A 20,315-nucleotide genomic window follows, 5' to 3' on the forward strand; every position below is an offset into this window, starting at 1 on the left:
CTCGAACTCAAGGTGCGTGACGACGCGTTTGTTCTTACGAGCCGCCAGCAGCGCCGCTTCATTCACCAGATTTGCCAGGTCGGCGCCAGAGAAGCCGGGCGTGCCGCGCGCGATGACCTTCGGGTCGACATCGGCGGCCAGCGGAACCTTGCGCATGTGGACTTTGAGGATCTTCTCGCGGCCCAGAATATCGGGGTTCGGCACGACAACCTGGCGGTCGAAACGACCAGGACGGAGCAGAGCCGGGTCGAGCACGTCGGGCCGGTTGGTGGCCGCGATCAGGATGACGCCCTCATTGGCCTCGAACCCATCCATCTCGACCAGCAACTGGTTGAGCGTCTGTTCGCGCTCGTCATTGCCGCCGCCCAGGCCGGCGCCGCGATGGCGGCCAACGGCGTCGATTTCGTCGATGAAGATGATGCAAGGGGCGTTCTTCTTGCCCTGTTCGAACATGTCGCGGACGCGGCTGGCGCCGACACCAACAAACATTTCGACAAAGTCAGAACCGGAGATGGTGAAGAAGGGAACGCTCGCCTCACCAGCCACGGCACGGGCAATCAGTGTCTTACCGGTACCGGGCGGCCCGACCAGCAGCACACCTTTGGGGATTTTTCCGCCCAGACGCTGGAATTTCTGCGGGTCCTTGAGGAACTCGACGATTTCCTCAAGTTCCTGTTTGGCCTCGTCCACGCCGGCAACATCATCAAAGGTCACCCGCCCTTGCTTTTCCGTCAGCATTTTGGCCTTGGACTTGCCAAAGCCCATGGCCTTGCCGCCGCCGCCCTGCATCTGGCGCATGAAGAAGATCCAGACGCCGATCAGCAGCAGCATCGGGAACCAGTTGACCAGGATCATGAAGAGCGTGCTGTTGCCGTCCACCGGCTTCACGTCGAAGGTGACGCCGGCCGCATCCAGGCGCTCGACCAACCCGTCGAGGTTGTCCGGCGCGCGGGTCGCGAAGGTGCGGCCACCGGTGTAGTTACCGGTGATCTCGCTGCCCTGGATGGTGACCTTGCTCACCTCGCCGGTGTCAACCTGCTTCAGGAACTCCGAATAGGGAACTTCCTGCTGCGGACGCCCGCTCATGGAGTTCTGGAAAAAATTGAACAGGGCGAACAGCAGCAGAACGATGATGATCCACAGTGCTGCATTGCGGCTGAAATTCACGGTCAACTTCCCTGTTAGACGCTGAGGGCGCGCGGAGCGGCCCGGCATCGTGATCGACTGCCTGGACTCAAAGATAATGTCCGGCGGCGTCTAAACAACCGTAAATGCGCTGCCGGTTAACCCATTTGTGGGAGCAAAACGGCAGATATTCAACCTCTTGGCCGTCGATTGGTCGCGAAAATAGCCCAGGGGTGGAACCGCGGCGAGGCCCCGGCGGTCCCGCAGGGCCGGCAGACCGGCCCGCGCCGCGGCCGGGATCCGCGCCGCCAGGCGGTCCTGGGCCGGCGTCAGGGCGGCCCTCAGCCGGCGCCAGCCCGCAAGGCCAAGGGCCGAGACGGTGACTCCGCCACTACCAGGGGTGGTATCGACCGCATCGCGGCCCCGGCCCATGACCAGCTCGAACCGGCCGTCCCACAGCAGCCGTCCGCCCGGCTCCAAACGCCCTTCGGCACTGCGCCCGGCTTCGCGCACCATCAGCCAGTCCGCACCGCGGGCCAGAATGCGGCAGCCGCCCAGGGTCGCGCCCCGGCCAAGCCCAGAGCCGAGCCGGGCATGGAGGCGCTCCAGCCGGTGGAGGCGCGGCGTATAGTCCGCCCCGCCCACCGCCATCAGGCAGCGCGCCAGGGCTCTCAGGGAAACCTCCCGGGGCGCCGCTGCCAGGACAGTCGGGGAGACCTCCAGGAAGCCGGCCGGATCGGGCCGCACGGCGCGGGCGAGCACGGTGGCGACCTCGGTCTCCAGGGCGATCCGCGCCCGACCCAGGTGCTGGGTCGCGGAGCCCAGACGGGCCGGCGACATGCCCTCGCGCGCCAGCTCCGGCAGCAGGCGGCGCAGCCGCACCCGGGCAAAAGCAGGGTCGGCGTTGCTGGGATCGTCGATCCAGGGAAGATCGCGCTCCCGCAGGCTTTCCATCAGGCGCGCCTTGGGGATCGCCAGCAAGGGGCGCAGCAGCCTGAGGCCGGCGGTTTCGCTCACCGGGGCCATGGCCGATAGCCCGTCGAGGCCGCTGCCCCGGCCGAGGCGCAGCAGAAAGGTCTCGGCCTGGTCCTCCAGGTGATGGGCGAGCGCCAGATGAAAGATCCCGCGGGCCTCGCAGGCTGCGCCCATCAGGGCATAGCGGGCAGCCCGGGCCGCGGCCTGGCGCGAGGCTGCCGGCTTCTTGCCCTCCCACCGCAGGGTTTTGTGGGCGATGCCGAGCCGGCGCATCTGGGCGGCGACCCGGGCCGCCTCGACGGCCGACCCGCGGCGCAATCCGTGATCGACGGTCAGCGCCAGCAGGCTGCCGCCGCGCGCGTCGAGCCAGTCCTTGAGCAGAAGGGTGAGCGCGAGGCTGTCGCCGCCACCGGAGAGCGCGACCGCGACCAGGGGACGCGGCTCGAAAGGGCCGAGGCCGCTCATCAGGGCGGCAAACTCCGCGCCGTTCAGGGCCGCCACCGGCGAACCGCCCAGCCCCGCTTCGGACCGCGTGCCGGCCGCGCCGTTAGCAGCCGATGCGCTGGGCTTCCTGGCGGGAGCGCTGGATGATCGTCGCGGAGGCATCGGCGTAGCGTTGCTGAAGCACCTGGAAAGTACCGCAGGCATCGGCGGTGCTGCCGAGGGAGGCAAGCGACATGCCCAGCTTCAGCAGATTGTCCGGGGCCTTGGGGTTGTCGGGATAGGCTTCAAAGCCCTCGGCGAAGGTCACGGCCGCCTGTTGGTAGTTGCCCCGCACATAGTAGGTCTCGCCGAGCCAGTACTTGGCATTGCCGGCCAGGGCGTCGTTGGGGTGTTCGGCGAGAAAGGCCGAAAGCGCCTGTTCCGCCCCCTCGTAGTTGGCCTGGCGCAGCAGCCCGAAGGCAAAGTCGTACTTCTCGCGCGGCGTAGCGCCCGGCAGCGCCGGGCTGCCGCTCCCCGGTACCGCGGCGACCTGCCCCCCGGAAACGGTCGGCCCGGCAGCCGCCGGGGCGGCGGGTGACAGGCTTCCCTGCTGTTGCTTGAAGCGCTGAAGGTCGGTCTCCGCGATGGTGCCGAGGGTGCCCGGTGCGGCGCTGCTGCCGGCGGTGACCGGCGGGCTCGCGGCAAAGCCCTGCGCCGCCGTCTCGGCGGCAGCGCCCGCCGGCGCCGCCTCCGCAAGGCCCGGCGAAACGCCGCCCTGCTCCAGAGCCTGCAGACGCAGATCCACATCGGCAACCAGGCGGTCCAGCCGCTGGCTGACGCTGTCGGTCTGAAAGCGCATCTCCTCCACCTGGCCGGTCAGGCTCCGCAGCTCGGCCTCGAACTGGTTGAGGCGCAGCTCGATTCGCGCCGCCTGGGTGGGGGCCAGGCCGGTGGCCGTGCCGGCGCCGGCCGCCGGCGCCCCGGCGCCGCCATAGACCTGGCGCTGCAGGTCGGAGAGTTCGCGCTGCAGGCGCTGGACCTGGTCCTCGACCGTCTGGGCGGCCGCGGGCAGGGCAGCCCAGACCAAGCTGCCGATCAGCGCAAGGGCGAGCCAGCGCCCGCCGGATCGCGCCCGTCCGCTCCAGCGAGCCAGGGGAGTCGCGGTGGTCATCGTTCAATCCTCCGCAAGATCTCTGCGTCCTTATCTTCCCGGCCTAGCAGGTCTGCCTCGTCTGGCAGACCTTCTTGTCATTTTTAAGGCCATGTCATTTGTGGGACGCAAGCTTATCGCGCGGCGCGGCGTGCGCCAACAGCCGGGCGCCTGGCGCCACGGCAAGCTGCCCACTTCACCCACATCCCCGATCGCCGAATCCAGGCCGCCAAAGACGAAAGCCCCGCCCGGCTTTGCGATCAACCGCTGAAGCCGGACGGGGCTTGCCCGTGAACCGGGGACCGAGTCTCTCGTCTGTCCCACCCGCGCGAAGGCCGGCCTGCGCAGAGGCCCGCTTACGCGATGGCAGGACTAGTTGACGACAAAGGCACTCCGGCGGTTCTGAGCCCAGGCCGAGTCGTTGGAGCCGAGCACGGCGGGACGTTCCTCGCCGAAGCTGACCACGCTCAGACGGCCCGGATTGATCCCCAGCGCCACCAGGTAGTCGCGCACCGAATTGGCGCGCCGCTCGCCCAGGGCCAGGTTGTACTCGCGGGTGCCGCGCTCATCGGCATGACCTTCCAGGGTCATGGCGACGCCTGGATTGGTGTCCAGCCAAGCAGCCAAGGCTTCCACCGTGTCGCGCTGGTCGGCGCGTATGTTGTACTGATCGTAGTCGAAGAAGATACGATCGCCGACCTCCACGGTCAGCTCTTCCTGCGTGCCCGCTGCCGGGGTGGGGAGCGCTGTCGGCGCGGGGTCCGACGCCGCGGTGGTGGTACTGGTCGATCCGCCGCTAGAGCCGCTGCCCGACGTCGTTGAGGCCTCTTCGGACGGCGTTGAACACGCAGCAAGCAACATCGCCGCCGCAAAGGTCGTAACCAAGGAAAAGCGCATATTCTGCCCTCTCAAACACATCCCCGGATTTTATGAATTGAGGCAGACCTGCCACCGGTGAATTCACAGGTCGTGCCTGCTTGATATGCCCCCCCAACGACGGCCTATAAAGGCCGAAAATGGTTAACGGACTATAACCGGCCACCCCCTAGCGAATCAAGGGGGACCAAGCCGGATCAGAGCCGTCCAGAGGCGTCACAAGCTCGCGTTCGTTGAACCCTGTCAGATCAATCGTAAAGATCTTGCTAGTGATGCGTCCCTGCGCGTCGGCGCGGGTGGTTCGGAAGTAGGACAGCACGCGTCCGTTAGGCGCCCAGGTCGGCGCCTCCACGTTGTAATCGCGCACCAGCATCCGCTCCCCGCTGCCATCGGGCCGCATCACGCCGATATAGAACTCCCCCGCGTGTTGACGTGTGAAGGCGATCAGATCGCCGCGCGGCGACCAGACCGGAGTGAAGTAACTCCCCTTACCACGACTGATTCGCCGCAGATTACTTCCATCGCTGTCCATCACATAGAGTTGAGGGCGGCCGCCGCGGTCGGAATTGAAGACGATTTGGCTCGAATCCGGCGAGTAGGACGGCGAGGTGTCGATGGCCGGATGGCTGGTCAGACGCCGCTGGCCGCGGGTGCGCAGATCGACGGTGTAGATCTCCGTGTTGCCGTCCGCGGCCATGGAGAAGATCACCGAGATGCCCTTGGTGGAGAAGCGCGGCGCAAAGGTCATGCCGGGGAACTCGCCGAGCACCTCCTGCTGGCCGGTGTCCAGATTGAACAGATAGACCCGCGGGATCTCGCGCCCGCCGGAGCGCTGGAAGGCCAGGTAGGTGATCTCGCGGGTGGTCGGGGAGAAGCGCGGCGTCAGCACGGTTTCGTTGCCGCTGGTCAGAAAGCGGTGATTCTGACCGTCCTGGTCCATGATGGCCAGGCGCTTGACCCGCCGGTTCTGCGGGCCCGCCTCGGCGATGTAGACGATCTGCGTGTTGAAGTAGCCGACCTCGCCGGTCAGCCGCTCATAGATGAAGTCGGAGATGCGGTGGGCGATGTTGCGCCAGTTGGCCGGCGTGGTGGTGAACTGCCGGCCCTCCATCTGCAGCTCCGAGAACACGTCCCAGAGGCGGAACTGCACCTGCATGCGTCCGTCGGCCTGAAGCTGGACGTTGCCGGCCACCAGCGCCTGGGCATTGATCAGCCGCCAGTCACCGTAGCGCGGACCGTTGCGCAGGCTGCGCGCATCCTGGATGAAGGCCCCCTTGTCCACCGGACGGAACAGCCCGCTGCGCTCCAGATTGGCGGCGACCACACCGGCGATGTCGGCGCCCAGCTTCTGCTCCTCGGCGATCTCGCCGAAGAGATCGGTGATGGCAACCGGCAGCGGCTCGACCACCGGCCGGGTGATGTCGACCTTCAACTGGGCCTGAGCCGGCGCCCAGGGCGCGAGCAGGCAGAGGACGAGGACCGCCAACGCGGGCATCAAGCCGGTCAGCCGCCAGCGAGGGAGCGGCGGGGCGCGATGGATGTGGAGGCTCTGCATCGACGTCATGATCCGAACATCTCCCTCGGATTAAAGGTCAGGTTCATCTGTTTCCATTCTGAGTACTGGTTTATTGGCAGCTCATAGGGGCTGCATCTGAGAATCGCCCGGACAGCGTTTTCCGCGGCGCTGCGGAAATAGGCATCGCGGTTCATGCGCCGGACGTCCACCACCTTCGGCTGGCCGATGATGCGCCCGTCCGGGGCCAGGTTGACGATGACTTCGACGATCAGGTCTTCGGCTTTGAGGGCGCCGGCATCTGCTATCCAACAGCGCTCGACCTGGCTGCGGATCGAATTCTCCAATTGCAGGCGCTGGACCGCCGAGACGCGGGGCTGCGGCGCCGGGGTCGGCGCCTTGGCGGTCTGCGGCGCGCGCTTGGGGGCGCTTTCCGCAAGCTTCTCCACATTACGGAGGATCGAGGCCATCGGGTCCTGGGGCTTCGGCTCTTCCTTCACCGGTTCCTTCGGCTTTTCGGCGACCTGGATCTGCGGCTTGCGCTGCGGCTTCGGCGGCGCCTTGGTTTCGGGTTCCGGTTCGGGCTCCGGTTCAGGTTCCGGTTGGGGCTCGGGCTCCGGCTCGGGTTCGGGCTCGGGTTCCGGAATCGGCTCGGGTTCGGGTTCGGGCTGCGGTTCCGGTTCGGGTTCCGGCTCAGGCGGCGGGGCCGGCGCTTCGGCGATCTCCGGCTCCGGCTCCGGTGCCTCTTCAGGGGCCTGCGGCGGTTCGGGTTCCGGCTCGGGCTCCACCTCCTGCTCCACCGGCACCGCCTCGTCGGGCAGGGTCACGAGTTCCACCGGGATCGCCTCGAAGTCCTGCAGCGGCTCACGGAAGATCGGCAGCCCGATCACCACCATGGCAATCACCGCCAGATGCAGAACCGCTGAGAGGATCGCTGCCTTGCCCATGCCTGCGCCGAACCGTCTTTCCTTACCCTTTGGCCTTATCCTCTGGCCCCGTGCTTTGGCCGCCCGGGGCCCGCGTGACCTATGGCGCTAGTTGTCCTGAGACTTCTGCGCGGCACCGCCCGTGACGGCCGCGGCCTCGTCGCCCTTGGGCAACTCGGCGATCAGCGCCACCCGGCTGAAGCCGGCGGTGTTGACCGTTCCCATCACCTGCATGATCCGCCCATAGGCGATCGTCCGGTCGCCGCGCACGAAGATGCGGGTGTCGGGCTTGCTTTCGGTGATCGCCCGCAGGCGGGGCACCAGTTGCCCGAGCTCGACCGGCGAGTCCTGGATGTGGATCACGCCTTCCGAGTTGACGGTGATCACCAGCGGTTCATCCGGATCGGCGATGGACTGCGCCTGGGTCTTCGGCAGGTCGACCGGCACGCCGACGGTCAGCAGCGGCGCCGTGACCATGAACACGATGAGCAGCACCAGCATGACGTCGACGAAGGGCGTGACGTTGATCTCGCTGAGCGGGCGGTAGCGCCCGCTGTTGCGGCCGCGGCCGCGCTGTGCCGCTTGCAGGGTCGCCGCCATGGCCTCAGACCTTTTCGTCGAGCTTGCGCGAGAGGATGGCGCCGAACTCGCCGGCGAAGGCCTCCAGCCGGCCGGCGTAGCGGCCGAGGTCGTTGGACAGCTTGTTGTAGCCGATTACCGCCGGGATCGCCGCCACCAGGCCGAGGGCGGTCGCGAAGAGCGCTTCGGCGATGCCGGGGGCGACCACCGCCAGGCTGGTGTTCTTCGCCGCGGCGATGGAGGTGAAGGCGTTCATGATGCCCCAGACCGTGCCGAAGAGGCCGATGAAGGGCGCCGCCGAGCCGACCGAGGCGAGGAAGGTCATGTGGCGCTCCAGCCGTTCCATCTCGCGGCCCAGGGCGATGTCCATCACCCGCTCGATACGCTGGCGCAGGCTGGCCCGGCCCTCGGAGCCGCCGCCGATCCCCCGGGCGGAGGAGCGCCGCCATTCCCGCATCGCCGAGACGAAGAGCGAGGCCATGGGATCGGGCGGGCGGTTGTCCAGGCGGTCGTAGAGGTCGTCCAGCGAACCGCCGGACCAGAAGGCCTCCTCGAACTGGCCCGCCCGCTCCTTCAGGCGGCGCATCCGCAGGACCTTCTCGAAGATGATGGCCCAGCTCCAGAAGGAGGCGAGGAGCAGCAGGACCATCACCGCCTGCACCACGATGTCGGCTTGCAGAAAGAGCCCCCAGACCGAGAGCGTCGGGTCTACCGTACCACTGAGGGCTTCTGAGCTTACGGCGTCCTGTTCCATGGGTTACCCCTGTTCCATAGACTGCAAAAAAGGTTCCAGGGCGGCACGGACCGCACCGGGAATGCGTGTCGGGCGGCCGTCGTCGCGGATCGAGGCGACCTCCACGTCGATACGTGTGAGCTCTTCCTCGCCGCGCCAGATCGACTGCAGAGCCGAGAGTTTTGCGCCTTTAAGGTTGGTGAAGCGTGAACGCACCTCCACCAAATCGTCCAAACGCGCCGGGCGGCGGAAATCGACGCTGCAACTGCGCAGCGCGAAGACCACGCCATATCGGGCGCGCATCTCGGTCTGCTGGATGCCGGCAAGACGCAGCGCCTCGGTGCGGGCACGCTCGGCAAAGTTCAGATAACGGGCGTGGTAGACGATGCCGCCGGCATCGGTGTCCTCGTAGAAGACACGCAAGGCATAGCGGTGTTCGCCGTCCACCAGACAGCCCGAGGAGGGGGTCAAGCCTCGCCCTCCTTGCCGCCGCCGGAGCCGGCCTCACCAGGCTCTTCGCCCAGCAGATCGAGCTGCTCCAGGCCGCGGGGAATATCGAGGCCGAGATAGCCGTAGCCGCCGCGCGAGAGCACCCGCCCGCGCGGCGTGCGCTGCACCAGGCCCTGCTGGATCAGATAGGGCTCGATGACCTCCTCCAGGACATCGCGCTGCTCCGAGAGGGCGGCCGCCAGGGTTTCCACCCCCACCGGGCCGCCGCCGTAGCTGTCGGCCAGGCAGCGCATGTAGCGCCGGTCCATGGCATCGAGCCCGCGCTCGTCGACGTCCATGCGGCGCAGGGCCCCGTCGGCCTGGGGCGCGGCGATGACCTCGACCCCGGCGACGGCAGCGAAGTCGCGGACCCGCCGCAGCAGGCGGCCGGCCACCCGGGGCGTGCCGCGCGAGCGGCGGGCGATCTCACCGGCGCCGTCGTCGGTCAGCGTCATGTCCAGAATCCGGGCACCGCGGCTGACGATCTGCTGCAGCTCTTCGGGCTCGTAGAACTGCAGGCGCAGCGGGATGCCGAAGCGCTCCCTCAGGGGCGTGGTAATCAGCCCTGAACGGGTGGTGGCGCCCACCAGGGTGAAGGGCGGCAGATCGATGCGCACCGAGCGGGCGGCCGGCCCCTCGCCGATGATGAGGTCCAGGTGGAAGTCCTCCATCGCCGGGTAGAGCACCTCCTCCACGGCGGGAGACAGACGGTGGATCTCGTCGATGAACAGCACGTCGTGGGGCTGCAGGTTGGTGAGGATCGCCGCCAGGTCCCCGGCCTTGGCGATCACCGGGCCGGAGGTGGCGCGAAAGCCGACCCCCAGTTCCCGGGCGACGATCTGCGCCAGGGTGGTCTTGCCGAGCCCCGGCGGGCCGAAGAACAGCACGTGGTCCAGGGCATCGCCGCGGCCGCGCGCCGCCTGCACGAAGACCCGCAGGTTCTCGCGCACCGCCCGCTGGCCGACGAAATCGTCGAGGCGCGCCGGCCGCAGGCCGTGCTCGGCGCTGTCTTCCTCGCGAAAGTCAGGCGCCACTACGCGGCTGTCGCTGGCACCGTCGCTCATGACGCCAGCTCCTTCAGCCCGGCCTTGATCAGGGCCTCGACGGACGCCTCACCACCCAGCTCACCCATAGCCTTGGCAACGGCGGTGAAGGCCTCGGCGCGGCGGTAGCCCAGATTGACCAGGGCCGAGACCGCATCCTCCGAGACGCCGCCGGGCGCCGGCGCGCCGTTGGCCAGCGCCACCGGCCCCAGGGCGATGCCGCCGGCCTTGTCTTTCAGTTCCGAGGCGATGCGCCCGGCCAGCTTGGGGCCAACGCCGCTGGCCCGGCTCAGAGAGGCCTTGTCCTGGGCGGCGATGGCCTGCACCAGATCCGCCGGCGACAACACGGAGAGGATCGCCAGCGCCATCTTGGCGCCGACGCCCTGCACGCCGATCAGCAGGCGGTACCAGTCGCGCTCGGCCGGCTCGGCAAAGCCGAAGAGGTGAATGTGGTCCTCACGTACGTGGGTCTCGATCAAGAGGCTGGCGGAGCCACCCACGGAGGGCAGCAGCCCGAGGCTGCGGCGCGAACAGAAGACCAGATAGCCGACGCCGGCGACGTCGACGATCGCCCAGTCCTCCCCGGTCGAATCGATGGTCCCCGTCAGCTTGCCGATCACCGGATATCTCCCGAGGCACGGCGGCGCGGCGGCGCGGGAACCTCCGGGTTTGCGCGCAGGGGGTCTTCGCGTCCGGCCGCCCAACGCTGTCCGGTGGCGCGGTGGTGGCTGTGGCAGATCGCCACCGCCAGGGCATCGGCGGCGTCGGGGGCGGCCACCGCACAGCCGGGCAGCAGGCGCCCGACCATCATCTCCACCTGGTCCTTGTCGGCATGGCCGGTGCCGACCACCGCCTTCTTGACGATCATCGGCAGGTATTCGGCAACCGGCAGGCCGGCGAGCGCCGGGGTCAGCAGGGCCACGCCGCGGGCCATGCCCAGCTTCAGGGTCGAGGAGGGATTCTTGTTGGCCAGGGTGGTCTCCACGGCGGCGCTGTCCGGCGCAAAGCGCGCGACGACCTCCGCGATGCCCTGGTGAAGCTGCAGCAGCCTTTGGGACAGCTCCGCCTTCGCATCGGACACGACAACCCCGTTGCCCAGATGCCGAAGACGATTGCCATCCGCTTCGATCACGCCCCAGCCGGTGTGACGCAGCCCCGGATCCAATCCTAAAACTCGCATCGCGCTCGTATCGGTTCCCCCAATTCGACCAGGCCCTCGCAGACCGGCTCCTCTTGCCCCAACGCCGGTCTAGGGCCTGTTGAGATTCATTTCGCCGTCGTGGCGGGAGCAGATATTCGCCAGGGCTAGGAGCGGGCGGCGCCGTGGGGTGATCCCCCACAAGGCGTCCGCGACGCGGCCCTGGCGAATATCTGCCCCGTCCCGAAGGGATCCGACGGATTTGGCCCGCGGCCGCGTCGCTCCTCGTCGAATATGCTTAGGCATGTCCTTCCTCGTCGCTCCTAACCGAGGGCCAAATCCGCTCGGACCACAACGGCAAAATGAATCTCAACAGGCCCTAGGCCGTCAGGCGCGCCATCACGTCATCGCTGATCTCGAAGTTGGCCGAGACCCGCTGCACGTCGTCGCTTTCATCCAGCACATCCAGGAACTTCAGCATCGTCTGCGCCTTGTCTTCGTCGATCGCCACGGTGCTCTGCGGGCGCCAGGTCAGCTCCGCCTCGTTGGGATCGCCGAAGCGCTCGGTCAAGGCATCGCGGACCACCGAAAAGTCATCGGGATCGCAGGTAATCTCATGGCTCTCCATCGAGCTCTCGACGTCGCCGGCACCGGCCTCGGCCGCCGCCTCGAAGACGTCGTCGGCCGAACCGATGGCGGCGGGATAAACCACCACCCCGACGCGGTCGAACATGAAGGAGACGGAGTTGGTCTCCCCCAGGCTGCCGCCATGCTTACTGAAGGCGGCCCGCACTTCGGAGGCCGTGCGGTTGCGGTTGTCGGTCAGGGCCTCGACGATCACCGCCACCCCGCCGGGGCCATAGCCCTCGTAGCGCACCTCTTCGTAGTTGGTGCCGTCTTCGCCGCCGGCCGCGCGCTTGATGGCCCGCTCGATGTTGTCCTTGGGCATGTTGGCGGCCCGGGCCGCCTGAATGGCGCCGCGCAGGCGCGGGTTCTTGTCGGGTTCCGGCAGGCCGGACTTGGCGGCGACCATGATCTCGCGGGTCAGGCGCGCGAACTGCTTGGCGCGCTTCTTATCCTGCGCACCCTTGCGGTACATGATGTTCTTGAACTGTGAATGGCCCGCCATGACTCGACGATCCTATCCTACATAATGGGGCGACTTCGGCTTAAGCCTACCATATTTTGAGGTTATGCGGGGCACTCGACCCTCAGCGATAGTCTCCCAATATGGCGACAATAGGGCGGCTTCTATCAGGTCGCGGGGGGAACCAAAAGCCCCGCACCCTTGCCGACTGGGCATTTTCGGGGGGCCCTTGCCAGAGGCGCCGACCCCCCGGGTTAACGCGAAATTAAGACCGCCCCGGCAGAATTCATCGCTCGAGCCTTCCAGACCAAGAGCTTGGATGCGATGCCGCTGCCCTTGAACATTATCGATCTGGCGATCACCGACGAGATCTCCGACGATTCGGCCGAGGTCGCGCGCCGACTCGACCAGGCTGCGGATCTGGTGGAGGGCTTCGCCGAACAGTCCGGTCTGGCCGCCCTGGAGGGGCTGCTGAACGCCGCCTCAAAGGCCGAAACCGCCGGCCCGACCAGGGCGCTGGCCGAGAAGGCGCTGCGGATCTCCCACGAGGTGACGGAGCAGAGCGGCGTCCTGCACTGCGAGGTCGAGCGCTTTATCTCCGTCTCGTCCAGACGTTGAGCGGGCTGGCAGCAGCCGCTTTCCCTAAAGAGTAGAACCGACTCCGGTCACACCAGCTCCGGCAGGGCCTGGGCCAGCCGGCCGCCGATGCGCAGGGGCATCACCCGCTTGGCGAGCCCGCTCCCGTCGTCGGTCTCCACGAAGACCGCGCAGAGCGTGCCTTCGCCCCCGGCGACCGAGAGACGCTCGCCGCGGACTTTCTTCACGAAGCGCTCGATGGGCACCCGTTTGTCCATGCCGATGACCGAATCGTAGTCGCCGCACATGCCGGCATCGCTCTGATAGGCGGTTCCGCCGGGCAGGATCATGCCGTCGGCGGTGGGCACATGGGTGTGGGTCCCGACCAGGAGCGAGACCCGGCCGTCGACGAAGTGGCCGGCCGCCATTTTTTCCGAGGTGGCCTCGCCGTGGAAATCGATGACCGCCGCGTCGACGTTGGCGCCGAGGCGGTATTGGGCGAGCAGGCCGGTCATGCAGGCGAAGGGATCGTCCAGATCCTCCATGAAGAGCTGGCCCATGACATTGATGACCAGCACTTTCTTGCCGCGGCGCCCGTTGAAGACGCCGATGCCCCGGCCCGGCGTTCCGGCCGGGTAGTTGTGCGGCCGCAGCAGCCGCGGCTCCTGCGCGATGTAGGTCATGATGTCGCGCTGGTCCCAGCTATGGTTGCCACCGGTAATCACGTCGATGCCGGCGTCGAAGAGCTGGCGGCAGATCTTTTCGGTGATGCCGAAGCCGGAGGCCGCGTTCTCGCCGTTGGCGATGACGAAATCGAGATCCAGCCGCTCGCGCAGGCCGGGCAGTTCCTTCAACACCACATCGCGCCCGGACCGGCCGACGATATCGCCACAGAACAGAAGTCTCATACCAAGGATCGCATTCCGAAGCCGTGTGTGTTCTGACTAAAACTCGTTCAACCCTACCCGAGCCGGGGGCGGCGCTGGCCTAAAGCCTGGTGACCGCCTGCTCGGTCACCAGGCCGTCGAGCCGCTGATCGTTCCGGTCCCGCGGAACCTCTGCCACTTCCTGGGCGGCATAGGCGAGGCCGACGGCCAGGGTATCACCCCGGCTGCGCAGAAAGGCAAGGCTGCGGTCATAAAAGCCGCCGCCGTAGCCGAGGCGGTAACCCGCCCGGTCGAAAGCCAGCAGCGGCACCAGCAGCACCCCGGGCTGGAGCAGCGCCTTGTCCGCCGCCGGCTCGCTGGTGCCGAAGGCCGCGGGGACCAGGGGATCGCCGGGCGCCCAGGCGCGAAAGTCGAGGGCCTGGCCCGGGCCGCGCAGCGCCGGCAGGGCCAGCACGCAGCCGGCATCGGCCAGCGCCGCCAGCAGCGGGCGCGGGTCCATCTCATCGCCCATGGGCCAGTAGCCGGACACCACGGTCCCGGCCTCCGGCGCGAAGGCGGCCAGGAACCGGTCGCGCAGCGCGGCAGCCGCCGTGGCCCCGGCCGCACGATCCGCCGCGGCCGCCGCCTTGCGGGCGGCTTTCGCGGTGCCGCGCAGCCGCGCCTTGGCGGCTTCAAGGGCGCTCGTCATCGTCGCGCCCGGCGGTGGGAAGGGTTATCCGGATCGTCATCAAGGCGGCGCCGCGAAGGCCGTTGGTAACATGGAATCCTCTGTGGCCTGCCAAGCAGGTGGGCGCCGTATACCGGAACCACGGCTCCGGCAGGGACAGCTCCCTAGAGGTTCGGTATTGGCCCCAGGGATCGCGAAACCTGACGCACCCCGCAGCGCCGCCCAATAGATGAGGTCCGACCTATCTAGGCTTCTTGCAGGCGGGCGGCAATAGCCTCGATGCGCTGGGCGCAGGATTCCAGCGCCAGCGAGGCCTGCGCCTCACCGCCGCCAGAGCCCTGATTGGATGCCGCAGCCTGATCCAGCGGGGTCTCCCCCTTCTTCAGCCCGTCGATCTGCCGGCGCGCATCGAACAGCTCGTCGGCGACCAGCAGACAGGACATGAAAAGAAGGCGTTGCTCGCCCACCTGGCCGATGCTGCCTTCCAACTCGCTGAGTTTGCGGTCGATGTACTCGGCCAGCTTCACCAGATGGCCTTCCTGACCGTCGTCGCAGGTGACCTGGTAGGAGCGGCCGTGCACCGTCAATGCGATCTGTGCCATGTCCGTCAGCCCGCCAAACGGCGCAGACGCACGATCGCCGTGTCGAGACGCGCCGAAACGTTGCTGGCCAGTTGCTGCAGCACGGCGTTCTCGCGCCGGGCCGCGCTGAGCGCATCCCGCAAGGTCGAATCGTCGCCCCCGGCGCCCTGGGCGATGCGCGCCGAGACCGCCTGCTCAAGATCGTCGATTGCGCGTTGCAGCCGCCTGCTGGCTTCATCCAGTTGTGCCATGGGCTTTCCGTCCGATCGCTTCCCGGAATGCACCGCCCGCCTTTCACCGGCATATCGGCGGCCATTCCCTTCGGCACCATAGGCATGGCCCTCGTGACCGGTCAACCGCGGACGCCGAAGCCATCCAGCGGCGAAACGAGTCGTTTTGCCTGTCGTGAGCGGCAAAGTGATCCGCATCAATGCGCGATAACGGTGTAAGCGGAACAATCGGCGCCTGACGGCGACATCCCGGTTGACCTGAACCGGAGGGGGCGGCATCTTGCGGCCCATCCGGCCATGCAGCTTTTGTATCGCCGCCCTCTGTCCCCCACAGGTGGATCCCTCCGATGGACGCCGTCCCGTCGTCTTCGCCGCAAGACAGCAGCAGCAGCCCCTTGTATCATCTGGACATGAACCATCGAGATATGGCCAACGCGATCCGCGCCCTGGCCATGGATGCGGTCCAGCAAGCCAACTCCGGCCACCCCGGCATGCCCATGGGCATGGCCGACGTGGCGACGGTGCTCTTCACGCGATTCCTCAAGTTCGATCCGGCGCAGCCGGATTGGCCGGACCGCGACCGTTTCGTGCTCTCGGCAGGCCACGGCTCGATGCTGCTCTATGCGCTGCTGCACCTGACCGGCTACGAAGACATGACCATGGAGGAGCTGCGCAACTTCCGCCAGCTCGACAGCCGCACCGCCGGGCACCCCGAGTACGGCCATGCCGCCGGGATCGAGACCACCACCGGGCCGCTGGGCCAGGGGCTGGCCAATGCCGTCGGCATGGCGCTGGCCGAGCGCCTGTTGAATGCCCGCTTCGGCGACGCCCTGGTGGACCACCACACTTATGTTATTGCCGGCGATGGCTGCCTGATGGAAGGGGTCAGCCACGAGGCGATCTCCCTGGCCGGCCATCTGCGGCTCAACAAGCTGATCGTGCTGTTCGACGACAACGGCATCTCTATCGACGGCAGCACCGATCTCGCGGTCTCCGACGACCAGATCAAGCGCTTCGAGGCGTCCGGCTGGGCGACCGCGCAGGTCGACGGCCACGATCCTGAGGCCGTCGCAGCGGCGCTGGAGGCGGCCCGCAGCAGCGACCGGCCGAGCCTCATCGCCTGCAGGACCACCATCGGCTACGGCGCGCCCAACAAGCAGGGCACGGCGGCCACCCACGGGGCGCCCCTGGGCGCCCAGGAGATCGCCGCAGCGCGCGAGGAACTCGGCTGGCCCCATGCGCCCTTCGAGCTTCCCGACGAGATCCTCTCGGCCTGGCGCGAAGCCGGGGCCCGCGGCGGCGCCGAGTCGGCCGCCTGGCAGGCGCGCCTGGACGGCAGCGCCGCGGAGCTGCGCGAGACCTTCACGCGCCAGATGGCCGGCGAACTGCCCAACGGCTGGCAGCAGGCCCTCGGCGCCTTCAAGGCGGAGATCGCCGCCGAAGCGCCGACCGTCGCCACCCGGGTTTCCTCGCAGAAGACCCTGGAGGTGCTGACCGCGGCGATTCCGGAGATGATCGGCGGTTCGGCCGACCTCACCGGCTCCAACAACACCAAGAGCAAGTCCCAGGGCGTCGTCGCCCCCGGCAGCTTCGACGGCAGCTACATCCACTACGGTGTGCGCGAGCACGGCATGGCCGCGGCCATGAACGGCATCGCCCTGCATGGCGGCCTCATTCCCTACGGCGGCACCTTCCTGATCTTCACCGACTACTGCCGCCCCTCGATCCGCCTCTCGGCGCTGATGAAGCAGCGGGTCATCTATGTCATGACCCACGATTCCATCGGTCTCGGCGAGGACGGGCCGACCCACCAGCCCATCGAACAGCTCGCCGCGCTGCGCGCCATTCCGAACCTGCTGGTCTTCCGCCCGGCCGATACCATCGAGACCGCGGAGTGCTGGGAGCTGGCGCTGCAGGCCAAGGACAGCCCCTCGGTGCTGGCGCTGACCCGCCAGGGGCTGCCGACCATCCGCAAGGCCGGTCCGGAAAACCTCTCGGCCTATGGCGCCTATATCATGGTGCCCGCCGATAGCGAGCGGCAGGTGACCCTGTTGGCCTCCGGTTCCGAGGTGCATGTCGCCATGGAGGCGCAGAAGATGCTGCGCGAGGAGGGCATTTCCGCGGCGGTGGTTTCGGTCCCCTGCTGGGAGCTCTTCGAACAGCAGCCGCCGCACTACCGCGACGAGGTGCTCGGCCCCGGCACCCTGCACATCGCCATCGAAGCCGCCTGCCCCTTCGGCTGGGAGCGCTGGATCGAATCCGGCGGCGGTTTCGTCGGCATGCGGTCCTTCGGTGCCTCGGCCCCGGCCAAAGATCTCTTCAAGAAGTTCAACGTAACCGCCGAAGCCGTGGTGGACGCCGTCAAGACACGGTTCTGACGGCCCCACAGCGCTGCGGCCTTCCCTTTCAGATGCGCGCGAACGGAGGGCTCTGAGACATGACTTCAGCAACGCTTGCGGATACAGCCGAGGCGCTCGTCGCCGACGGCAAGGGCATACTCGCCGCCGACGAGAGTTCCCCCACCATCAAAAAGCGGTTCGACAGCATCAAGATCGCGTCGACCGAAGAGAACCGCCGCGACTACCGCGACATGCTCTTCACCACCGCCGATGTCGGGACCTACATCTCCGGCGTCATCCTCTACGACGAGACCATCCGCCAGAAAGCCGCCGACGGAACCCCGCTGGTGGACAAGCTCAACGCCGCCGGCATGATCCCCGGCATCAAGGTCGATGTCGGCGCCAAGCCGCTGGCCGGGCACCCGGAGGAAACCGTGACCGAGGGCCTGGACGGCCTGCGCGCGCGGCTCGAAGACTATGCCAAGCTCGGCGCCCGCTTCACCAAGTGGCGCGGCGTCTACCGCATCGGCGAGTCGATCCCCAGCCCCGCCTGCATCACCGCCAACGCCCACGCCCTGGCCCGCTATGCAGCCCTGGCGCAGGAAGCCGGGCTGGTGCCCATCGTCGAGCCCGAGGTGCTGATGAACGGCGACCACAGCATCGACGACTGCGAGGAGGTCACCGAGGAGGTGCTGCGCAGCGTCTATGCGGAGCTGTCGATCCAGGACGTCTGGCTGGAGGGCACGCTGCTCAAGCCCAACATGGTGGTCTCCGGCGACACCTGCCCGGAGCAGGCCGGCGTCGCCGAGGTGGCCGAACGCACCGTGCGCTGCCTGAAGCGCAGCGTGCCGGCCGCGGTTCCCGGGATCGTCTTCCTCTCCGGCGGGCAGAGCGACGAGCAGGCGACCGAGCATCTGGATGCCATGAACAAGCTGGGGGACCTGCCCTGGAAGCTGAGCTTCTCCTATGGCCGGGCCCTGCAGGCGGCACCGCTGAAGGCCTGGTCCGGCAAGGCGGAGAACCTGGCCGCCGGCCAGGCGGCCCTGCTGGAGCGCGCCAAGGCCAACAGCGCGGCGGCCACCGGCACCTACGCCTGAGCGACACAAGTAGCCTAAGAGCCAGACCCGAGTTGAGATCTTATCCGTTACAAGAGTCTCATTCTCCGGCCTCCCGAACCGTCATTGCCGGACTTGTTCCGGCAATCCATCGAGGTCCGGGTCTCGCTCTTTCCATGGACCCTCGGGACAAGCCCGAGGGTGACGATCTGGGTAGAGAGACGAAGATAGCAATCGGCAAGACCGGTCCTCGCCGCGGCGGGGACCCCGGCAAGCGGGAGGACTAGACAGCACCATGGCGATCAAGGTTGGCATCAACGGCTTCGGCCGGATCGGGCGGCTCGTGTTTCGCGCCGCCATGGAAAGCAAACGCAAGGACGTCGAGTTCGTCGCCATCAACGATCTCGGCACGGCGGAAGCCAATGCCCATCTGCTGAAGTACGATTCCGTGCACGGCCCCTACAACGGCAAGATCGAGGCCCTGAAGGACGCCATCAAGGTCGACGGCAAGAAGGTCAAGGTCTTCTCCGAGCGCGATCCGGCGAACCTGCCCTGGGGCAAGCTGGGCGTCGACGTGGTGATGGAATGCACCGGCATCTTCAACAGCAAGGAAGCCGCCGGCAAACACCTGGAGGCCGGCGCCAAGAAGGTGCTGATCTCGGCCCCCGCCTCCGGCGCCGACATCACCGTGGTCTACGGCGTCAACCACGACAAAATGCGCAAGAGCCACAACATCGTCTCCAACGCTTCCTGCACCACCAACTGCCTGGTGCCGGTGGCCCATGTGCTGGAGCAGACCGTCGGCATCAAGCACGGCTTCATGACGACGGTCCATTCCTTCACCGGCGATCAGCGCACCGTCGACACCCTGCACAAGGACCCGCGGCGTGCCCGCGCGGCCTCGCTGTCGATGATCCCCACCTCCACCGGCGCCGCCCGGGCCGTCGGCCTGGTGCTGCCGGAACTGAAGGGCAAGCTCGACGGCACCGCCATCCGCGTGCCCACCCCCAACGTCAGCCTGATCGATCTGACCATCGAGGCGAAGACCAAGACCACCGTCGAGGCCATCAACGACGCCATGGTCAAGGCCTCCAAGGGCAACCGTCTGAAGGGCGTCCTGGCGATCAACGAGGAGCCGCTGGTCTCCACCGACTTCAACCACTCCGCCGCCAGTTCCACCTTCGACGCCACCCAGACCCAGGTGCTGGACAAGACCTGCGTGCGCGTCCTCTCCTGGTACGACAATGAGTGGGGCTTCTCCTGCCGCATGAGCGACACGGCCGTCGCCCTAGGCAAGCTGGCGTCTTAGGGGACGGGCTCGAGAAAACTGATCTGATCTCCACTGCTTACCAAGATCATTCCAAACCACATCGTCACCCTCGGGCTCGTCCCGAGGGTCCATGGAATAACCGAGACCGGGACCTCCATGGATTGCCGGAACAAGTCCGGCAATGACGGTTTGAGAGGCCAGAGTGCAGGTTGAGAGGCCCGTGGGCGGTCTGCCGCGCCCTGTCCCCATTTTCGTGTTTCCTCCCCGGGTTCCGGCTCTATGGTTGTCGGAACGGGACCACCGGATCGCCCCAGGCATGCGCGGCAAGACCATCATCATTCACTCCCTCGAACAGGCGGTCTGCGCCCTGAAGGTGGCGCGCGCCCTCGACTGCCCGGTGACCCTGGCCTCGCCGCCGGGGGCCGCCGCCTACACTGGCGCCCTCTGGTTCCGCGAGGTCATCCGCCAGGCCGAGCGCGAGGTGCCGGAGGTCGAGGTCACGGCGGTGCTCGACTGCGGCGACAAACCGGGGCTGGTCATGGCCGCCTTCCGCCAGGGGGTGCGCACAGTCCGCTTCACCGGCCGCAAGGCGCAGAGCGAGAAGCTGGAGGCCATGGCGGAGAGCGAGGGCTATCACCTGATCACCGGCAAGC

At 67.5% G+C, this 20,315-nt stretch carries 22 protein-coding genes and 1 other RNA gene; 5 read left to right on the plus strand and 18 right to left on the minus strand.

Annotated elements, in window-relative coordinates:
- The 13 genes from ftsH to Q0996_RS19855 all read right to left on the minus strand — a co-directional run.
- Positions 1–1,215 (minus strand): ATP-dependent zinc metalloprotease FtsH (ftsH, locus tag Q0996_RS19795; RefSeq protein ID WP_322096762.1); only part of this gene is annotated, 1,215 nt, incomplete at its 3' end.
- Positions 1,216–1,257: 42 nt separating this feature from the next.
- Positions 1,258–2,601 carry a tRNA lysidine(34) synthetase TilS gene (tilS, locus tag Q0996_RS19800; protein ID WP_299623833.1) on the minus strand — a complete coding sequence of 448 codons (1,344 nt, stop codon included), beginning with the start codon at positions 2,599–2,601 and terminating at the stop codon, positions 1,258–1,260.
- A gap of 46 nt (positions 2,602–2,647) precedes the next feature.
- Positions 2,648–3,694 carry a tol-pal system protein YbgF gene (gene ybgF, locus Q0996_RS19805; RefSeq protein ID WP_299623836.1) on the minus strand — a complete coding sequence of 349 codons (1,047 nt, stop codon included), beginning with the start codon at positions 3,692–3,694 and terminating at the stop codon, positions 2,648–2,650.
- Between the two features lie 351 nt (positions 3,695–4,045).
- Positions 4,046–4,570, minus strand: a complete 525-nt coding sequence (pal, locus tag Q0996_RS19810; RefSeq protein ID WP_299623839.1) for a peptidoglycan-associated lipoprotein Pal — start codon at positions 4,568–4,570, stop codon at positions 4,046–4,048.
- A gap of 148 nt (positions 4,571–4,718) precedes the next feature.
- Positions 4,719–6,044 carry a Tol-Pal system beta propeller repeat protein TolB gene (gene tolB / locus Q0996_RS19815; protein WP_299623888.1) on the minus strand — a complete coding sequence of 442 codons (1,326 nt, stop codon included), beginning with the start codon at positions 6,042–6,044 and terminating at the stop codon, positions 4,719–4,721.
- A 65-nt stretch (positions 6,045–6,109) separates the two neighbouring features.
- Entirely contained in the window at positions 6,110–7,009 is a 900-nt protein-coding gene (locus Q0996_RS19820; protein WP_299623842.1) for a hypothetical protein, read from the minus strand.
- A gap of 87 nt (positions 7,010–7,096) precedes the next feature.
- A complete protein-coding gene (tolR, locus tag Q0996_RS19825; RefSeq protein WP_299623844.1) occupies positions 7,097–7,588 on the minus strand; it encodes a protein TolR in 492 nt (163 codons plus the stop codon).
- A gap of 4 nt (positions 7,589–7,592) precedes the next feature.
- On the minus strand, positions 7,593–8,321 hold the full coding sequence (gene tolQ / locus Q0996_RS19830; RefSeq protein ID WP_299623847.1) for a protein TolQ: 729 nt from the start codon (positions 8,319–8,321) through the stop codon (positions 7,593–7,595).
- 3 nt (positions 8,322–8,324) lie between these two features.
- On the minus strand, positions 8,325–8,771 hold the full coding sequence (gene ybgC, locus Q0996_RS19835; protein WP_299623850.1) for a tol-pal system-associated acyl-CoA thioesterase: 447 nt from the start codon (positions 8,769–8,771) through the stop codon (positions 8,325–8,327).
- Positions 8,768–9,853: a Holliday junction branch migration DNA helicase RuvB gene (ruvB, locus tag Q0996_RS19840; protein ID WP_299623853.1), complete on the minus strand. Its 1,086-nt coding sequence runs from the start codon at positions 9,851–9,853 to the stop codon at positions 8,768–8,770. The genes ybgC and ruvB overlap by 4 nt, the downstream gene beginning before the upstream one ends.
- Positions 9,850–10,452, minus strand: coding sequence for a Holliday junction branch migration protein RuvA (ruvA, locus tag Q0996_RS19845; protein ID WP_299623856.1), 603 nt, complete (start codon positions 10,450–10,452; stop codon positions 9,850–9,852). The genes ruvB and ruvA overlap by 4 nt, the downstream gene beginning before the upstream one ends.
- Positions 10,449–11,012, minus strand: a complete 564-nt coding sequence (ruvC, locus tag Q0996_RS19850) for a crossover junction endodeoxyribonuclease RuvC (protein ID WP_299623859.1) — start codon at positions 11,010–11,012, stop codon at positions 10,449–10,451. The genes ruvA and ruvC overlap by 4 nt, the downstream gene beginning before the upstream one ends.
- Before the next feature lie 337 nt (positions 11,013–11,349).
- On the minus strand, positions 11,350–12,099 hold the full coding sequence (locus Q0996_RS19855; protein ID WP_299623862.1) for a YebC/PmpR family DNA-binding transcriptional regulator: 750 nt from the start codon (positions 12,097–12,099) through the stop codon (positions 11,350–11,352).
- Positions 12,100–12,381: 282 nt separating this feature from the next.
- On the opposite strand from Q0996_RS19855, the gene Q0996_RS19860 reads away from it, so the two are divergent.
- Positions 12,382–12,675: a hypothetical protein gene (locus Q0996_RS19860; RefSeq protein ID WP_299623865.1), complete on the plus strand. Its 294-nt coding sequence runs from the start codon at positions 12,382–12,384 to the stop codon at positions 12,673–12,675.
- Between the two features lie 47 nt (positions 12,676–12,722).
- Here the strand turns inward: Q0996_RS19860 and Q0996_RS19865 are convergent, their stop codons facing one another.
- The 5 genes from Q0996_RS19865 to Q0996_RS19885 form a co-directional block, all read right to left on the minus strand.
- Positions 12,723–13,541, minus strand: coding sequence for a TIGR00282 family metallophosphoesterase (locus Q0996_RS19865; RefSeq protein ID WP_299623868.1), 819 nt, complete (start codon positions 13,539–13,541; stop codon positions 12,723–12,725).
- Positions 13,542–13,620: 79 nt separating this feature from the next.
- Positions 13,621–14,208, minus strand: coding sequence for a 5-formyltetrahydrofolate cyclo-ligase (locus Q0996_RS19870; protein WP_299623871.1), 588 nt, complete (start codon positions 14,206–14,208; stop codon positions 13,621–13,623).
- A gap of 43 nt (positions 14,209–14,251) precedes the next feature.
- Positions 14,252–14,409: non-coding RNA, 6S RNA (gene ssrS / locus Q0996_RS19875), on the minus strand.
- A 23-nt stretch (positions 14,410–14,432) separates the two neighbouring features.
- Positions 14,433–14,789, minus strand: a complete 357-nt coding sequence (locus Q0996_RS19880; protein ID WP_299623874.1) for a cell division protein ZapA — start codon at positions 14,787–14,789, stop codon at positions 14,433–14,435.
- Between the two features lie 5 nt (positions 14,790–14,794).
- Positions 14,795–15,019 (minus strand): hypothetical protein, encoded by a 225-nt coding sequence (locus Q0996_RS19885; protein ID WP_299623877.1) that lies wholly within the window; start codon positions 15,017–15,019, stop codon positions 14,795–14,797.
- A 389-nt stretch (positions 15,020–15,408) separates the two neighbouring features.
- On the opposite strand from Q0996_RS19885, the gene tkt reads away from it, so the two are divergent.
- The 4 genes from tkt to Q0996_RS19905 form a co-directional block, all read left to right on the plus strand.
- Entirely contained in the window at positions 15,409–17,376 is a 1,968-nt protein-coding gene (tkt, locus tag Q0996_RS19890; protein ID WP_299623880.1) for a transketolase, read from the plus strand.
- A 59-nt stretch (positions 17,377–17,435) separates the two neighbouring features.
- Positions 17,436–18,434, plus strand: a complete 999-nt coding sequence (locus Q0996_RS19895) for a class I fructose-bisphosphate aldolase (protein ID WP_299623883.1) — start codon at positions 17,436–17,438, stop codon at positions 18,432–18,434.
- Positions 18,435–18,687: 253 nt separating this feature from the next.
- Positions 18,688–19,701: a type I glyceraldehyde-3-phosphate dehydrogenase gene (gap, locus tag Q0996_RS19900; RefSeq protein ID WP_299623885.1), complete on the plus strand. Its 1,014-nt coding sequence runs from the start codon at positions 18,688–18,690 to the stop codon at positions 19,699–19,701.
- A 277-nt stretch (positions 19,702–19,978) separates the two neighbouring features.
- A partial coding sequence (locus tag Q0996_RS19905; protein ID WP_322096763.1) for a class II fructose-bisphosphate aldolase occupies positions 19,979–20,315 on the plus strand: 337 nt, incomplete at its 3' end.

The organism is Pelagibius sp. (assembly GCF_028289705.1).
Taxonomy (GTDB): Bacteria; Pseudomonadota; Alphaproteobacteria; order Kiloniellales; family Kiloniellaceae; genus Pelagibius.

Excerpts from the sequence above, each read along its gene's own strand:
- gap (WP_299623885.1), top strand. The coding sequence starts at position 18,688 with ATGGCGATCAAGGTTGGCATCAACGGCTTCGGCCGGATCGGGCGGCTC.
- Q0996_RS19860 (WP_299623865.1), top strand. The coding sequence starts at position 12,382 with ATGCCGCTGCCCTTGAACATTATCGATCTGGCGATCACCGACGAGATC.
- ybgF (WP_299623836.1), bottom strand. The coding sequence starts at position 3,694 with ATGACCACCGCGACTCCCCTGGCTCGCTGGAGCGGACGGGCGCGATCC.
- pal (WP_299623839.1), bottom strand. The coding sequence starts at position 4,570 with ATGCGCTTTTCCTTGGTTACGACCTTTGCGGCGGCGATGTTGCTTGCT.
- Q0996_RS19865 (WP_299623868.1), bottom strand. The coding sequence starts at position 13,541 with ATGAGACTTCTGTTCTGTGGCGATATCGTCGGCCGGTCCGGGCGCGAT.
- tkt (WP_299623880.1), top strand. The coding sequence starts at position 15,409 with ATGAACCATCGAGATATGGCCAACGCGATCCGCGCCCTGGCCATGGAT.
- Q0996_RS19895 (WP_299623883.1), top strand. The coding sequence starts at position 17,436 with ATGACTTCAGCAACGCTTGCGGATACAGCCGAGGCGCTCGTCGCCGAC.
- tolR (WP_299623844.1), bottom strand. The coding sequence starts at position 7,588 with ATGGCGGCGACCCTGCAAGCGGCACAGCGCGGCCGCGGCCGCAACAGC.
- Q0996_RS19855 (WP_299623862.1), bottom strand. The coding sequence starts at position 12,099 with ATGGCGGGCCATTCACAGTTCAAGAACATCATGTACCGCAAGGGTGCG.
- Q0996_RS19885 (WP_299623877.1), bottom strand. The coding sequence starts at position 15,019 with ATGGCACAACTGGATGAAGCCAGCAGGCGGCTGCAACGCGCAATCGAC.
- ruvB (WP_299623853.1), bottom strand. The coding sequence starts at position 9,853 with ATGAGCGACGGTGCCAGCGACAGCCGCGTAGTGGCGCCTGACTTTCGC.
- Q0996_RS19880 (WP_299623874.1), bottom strand. The coding sequence starts at position 14,789 with ATGGCACAGATCGCATTGACGGTGCACGGCCGCTCCTACCAGGTCACC.
- Q0996_RS19820 (WP_299623842.1), bottom strand. The coding sequence starts at position 7,009 with ATGGGCAAGGCAGCGATCCTCTCAGCGGTTCTGCATCTGGCGGTGATT.
- ruvC (WP_299623859.1), bottom strand. The coding sequence starts at position 11,012 with ATGCGAGTTTTAGGATTGGATCCGGGGCTGCGTCACACCGGCTGGGGC.
- tolQ (WP_299623847.1), bottom strand. The coding sequence starts at position 8,321 with ATGGAACAGGACGCCGTAAGCTCAGAAGCCCTCAGTGGTACGGTAGAC.
- tolB (WP_299623888.1), bottom strand. The coding sequence starts at position 6,044 with ATGCCCGCGTTGGCGGTCCTCGTCCTCTGCCTGCTCGCGCCCTGGGCG.
- Q0996_RS19870 (WP_299623871.1), bottom strand. The coding sequence starts at position 14,208 with ATGACGAGCGCCCTTGAAGCCGCCAAGGCGCGGCTGCGCGGCACCGCG.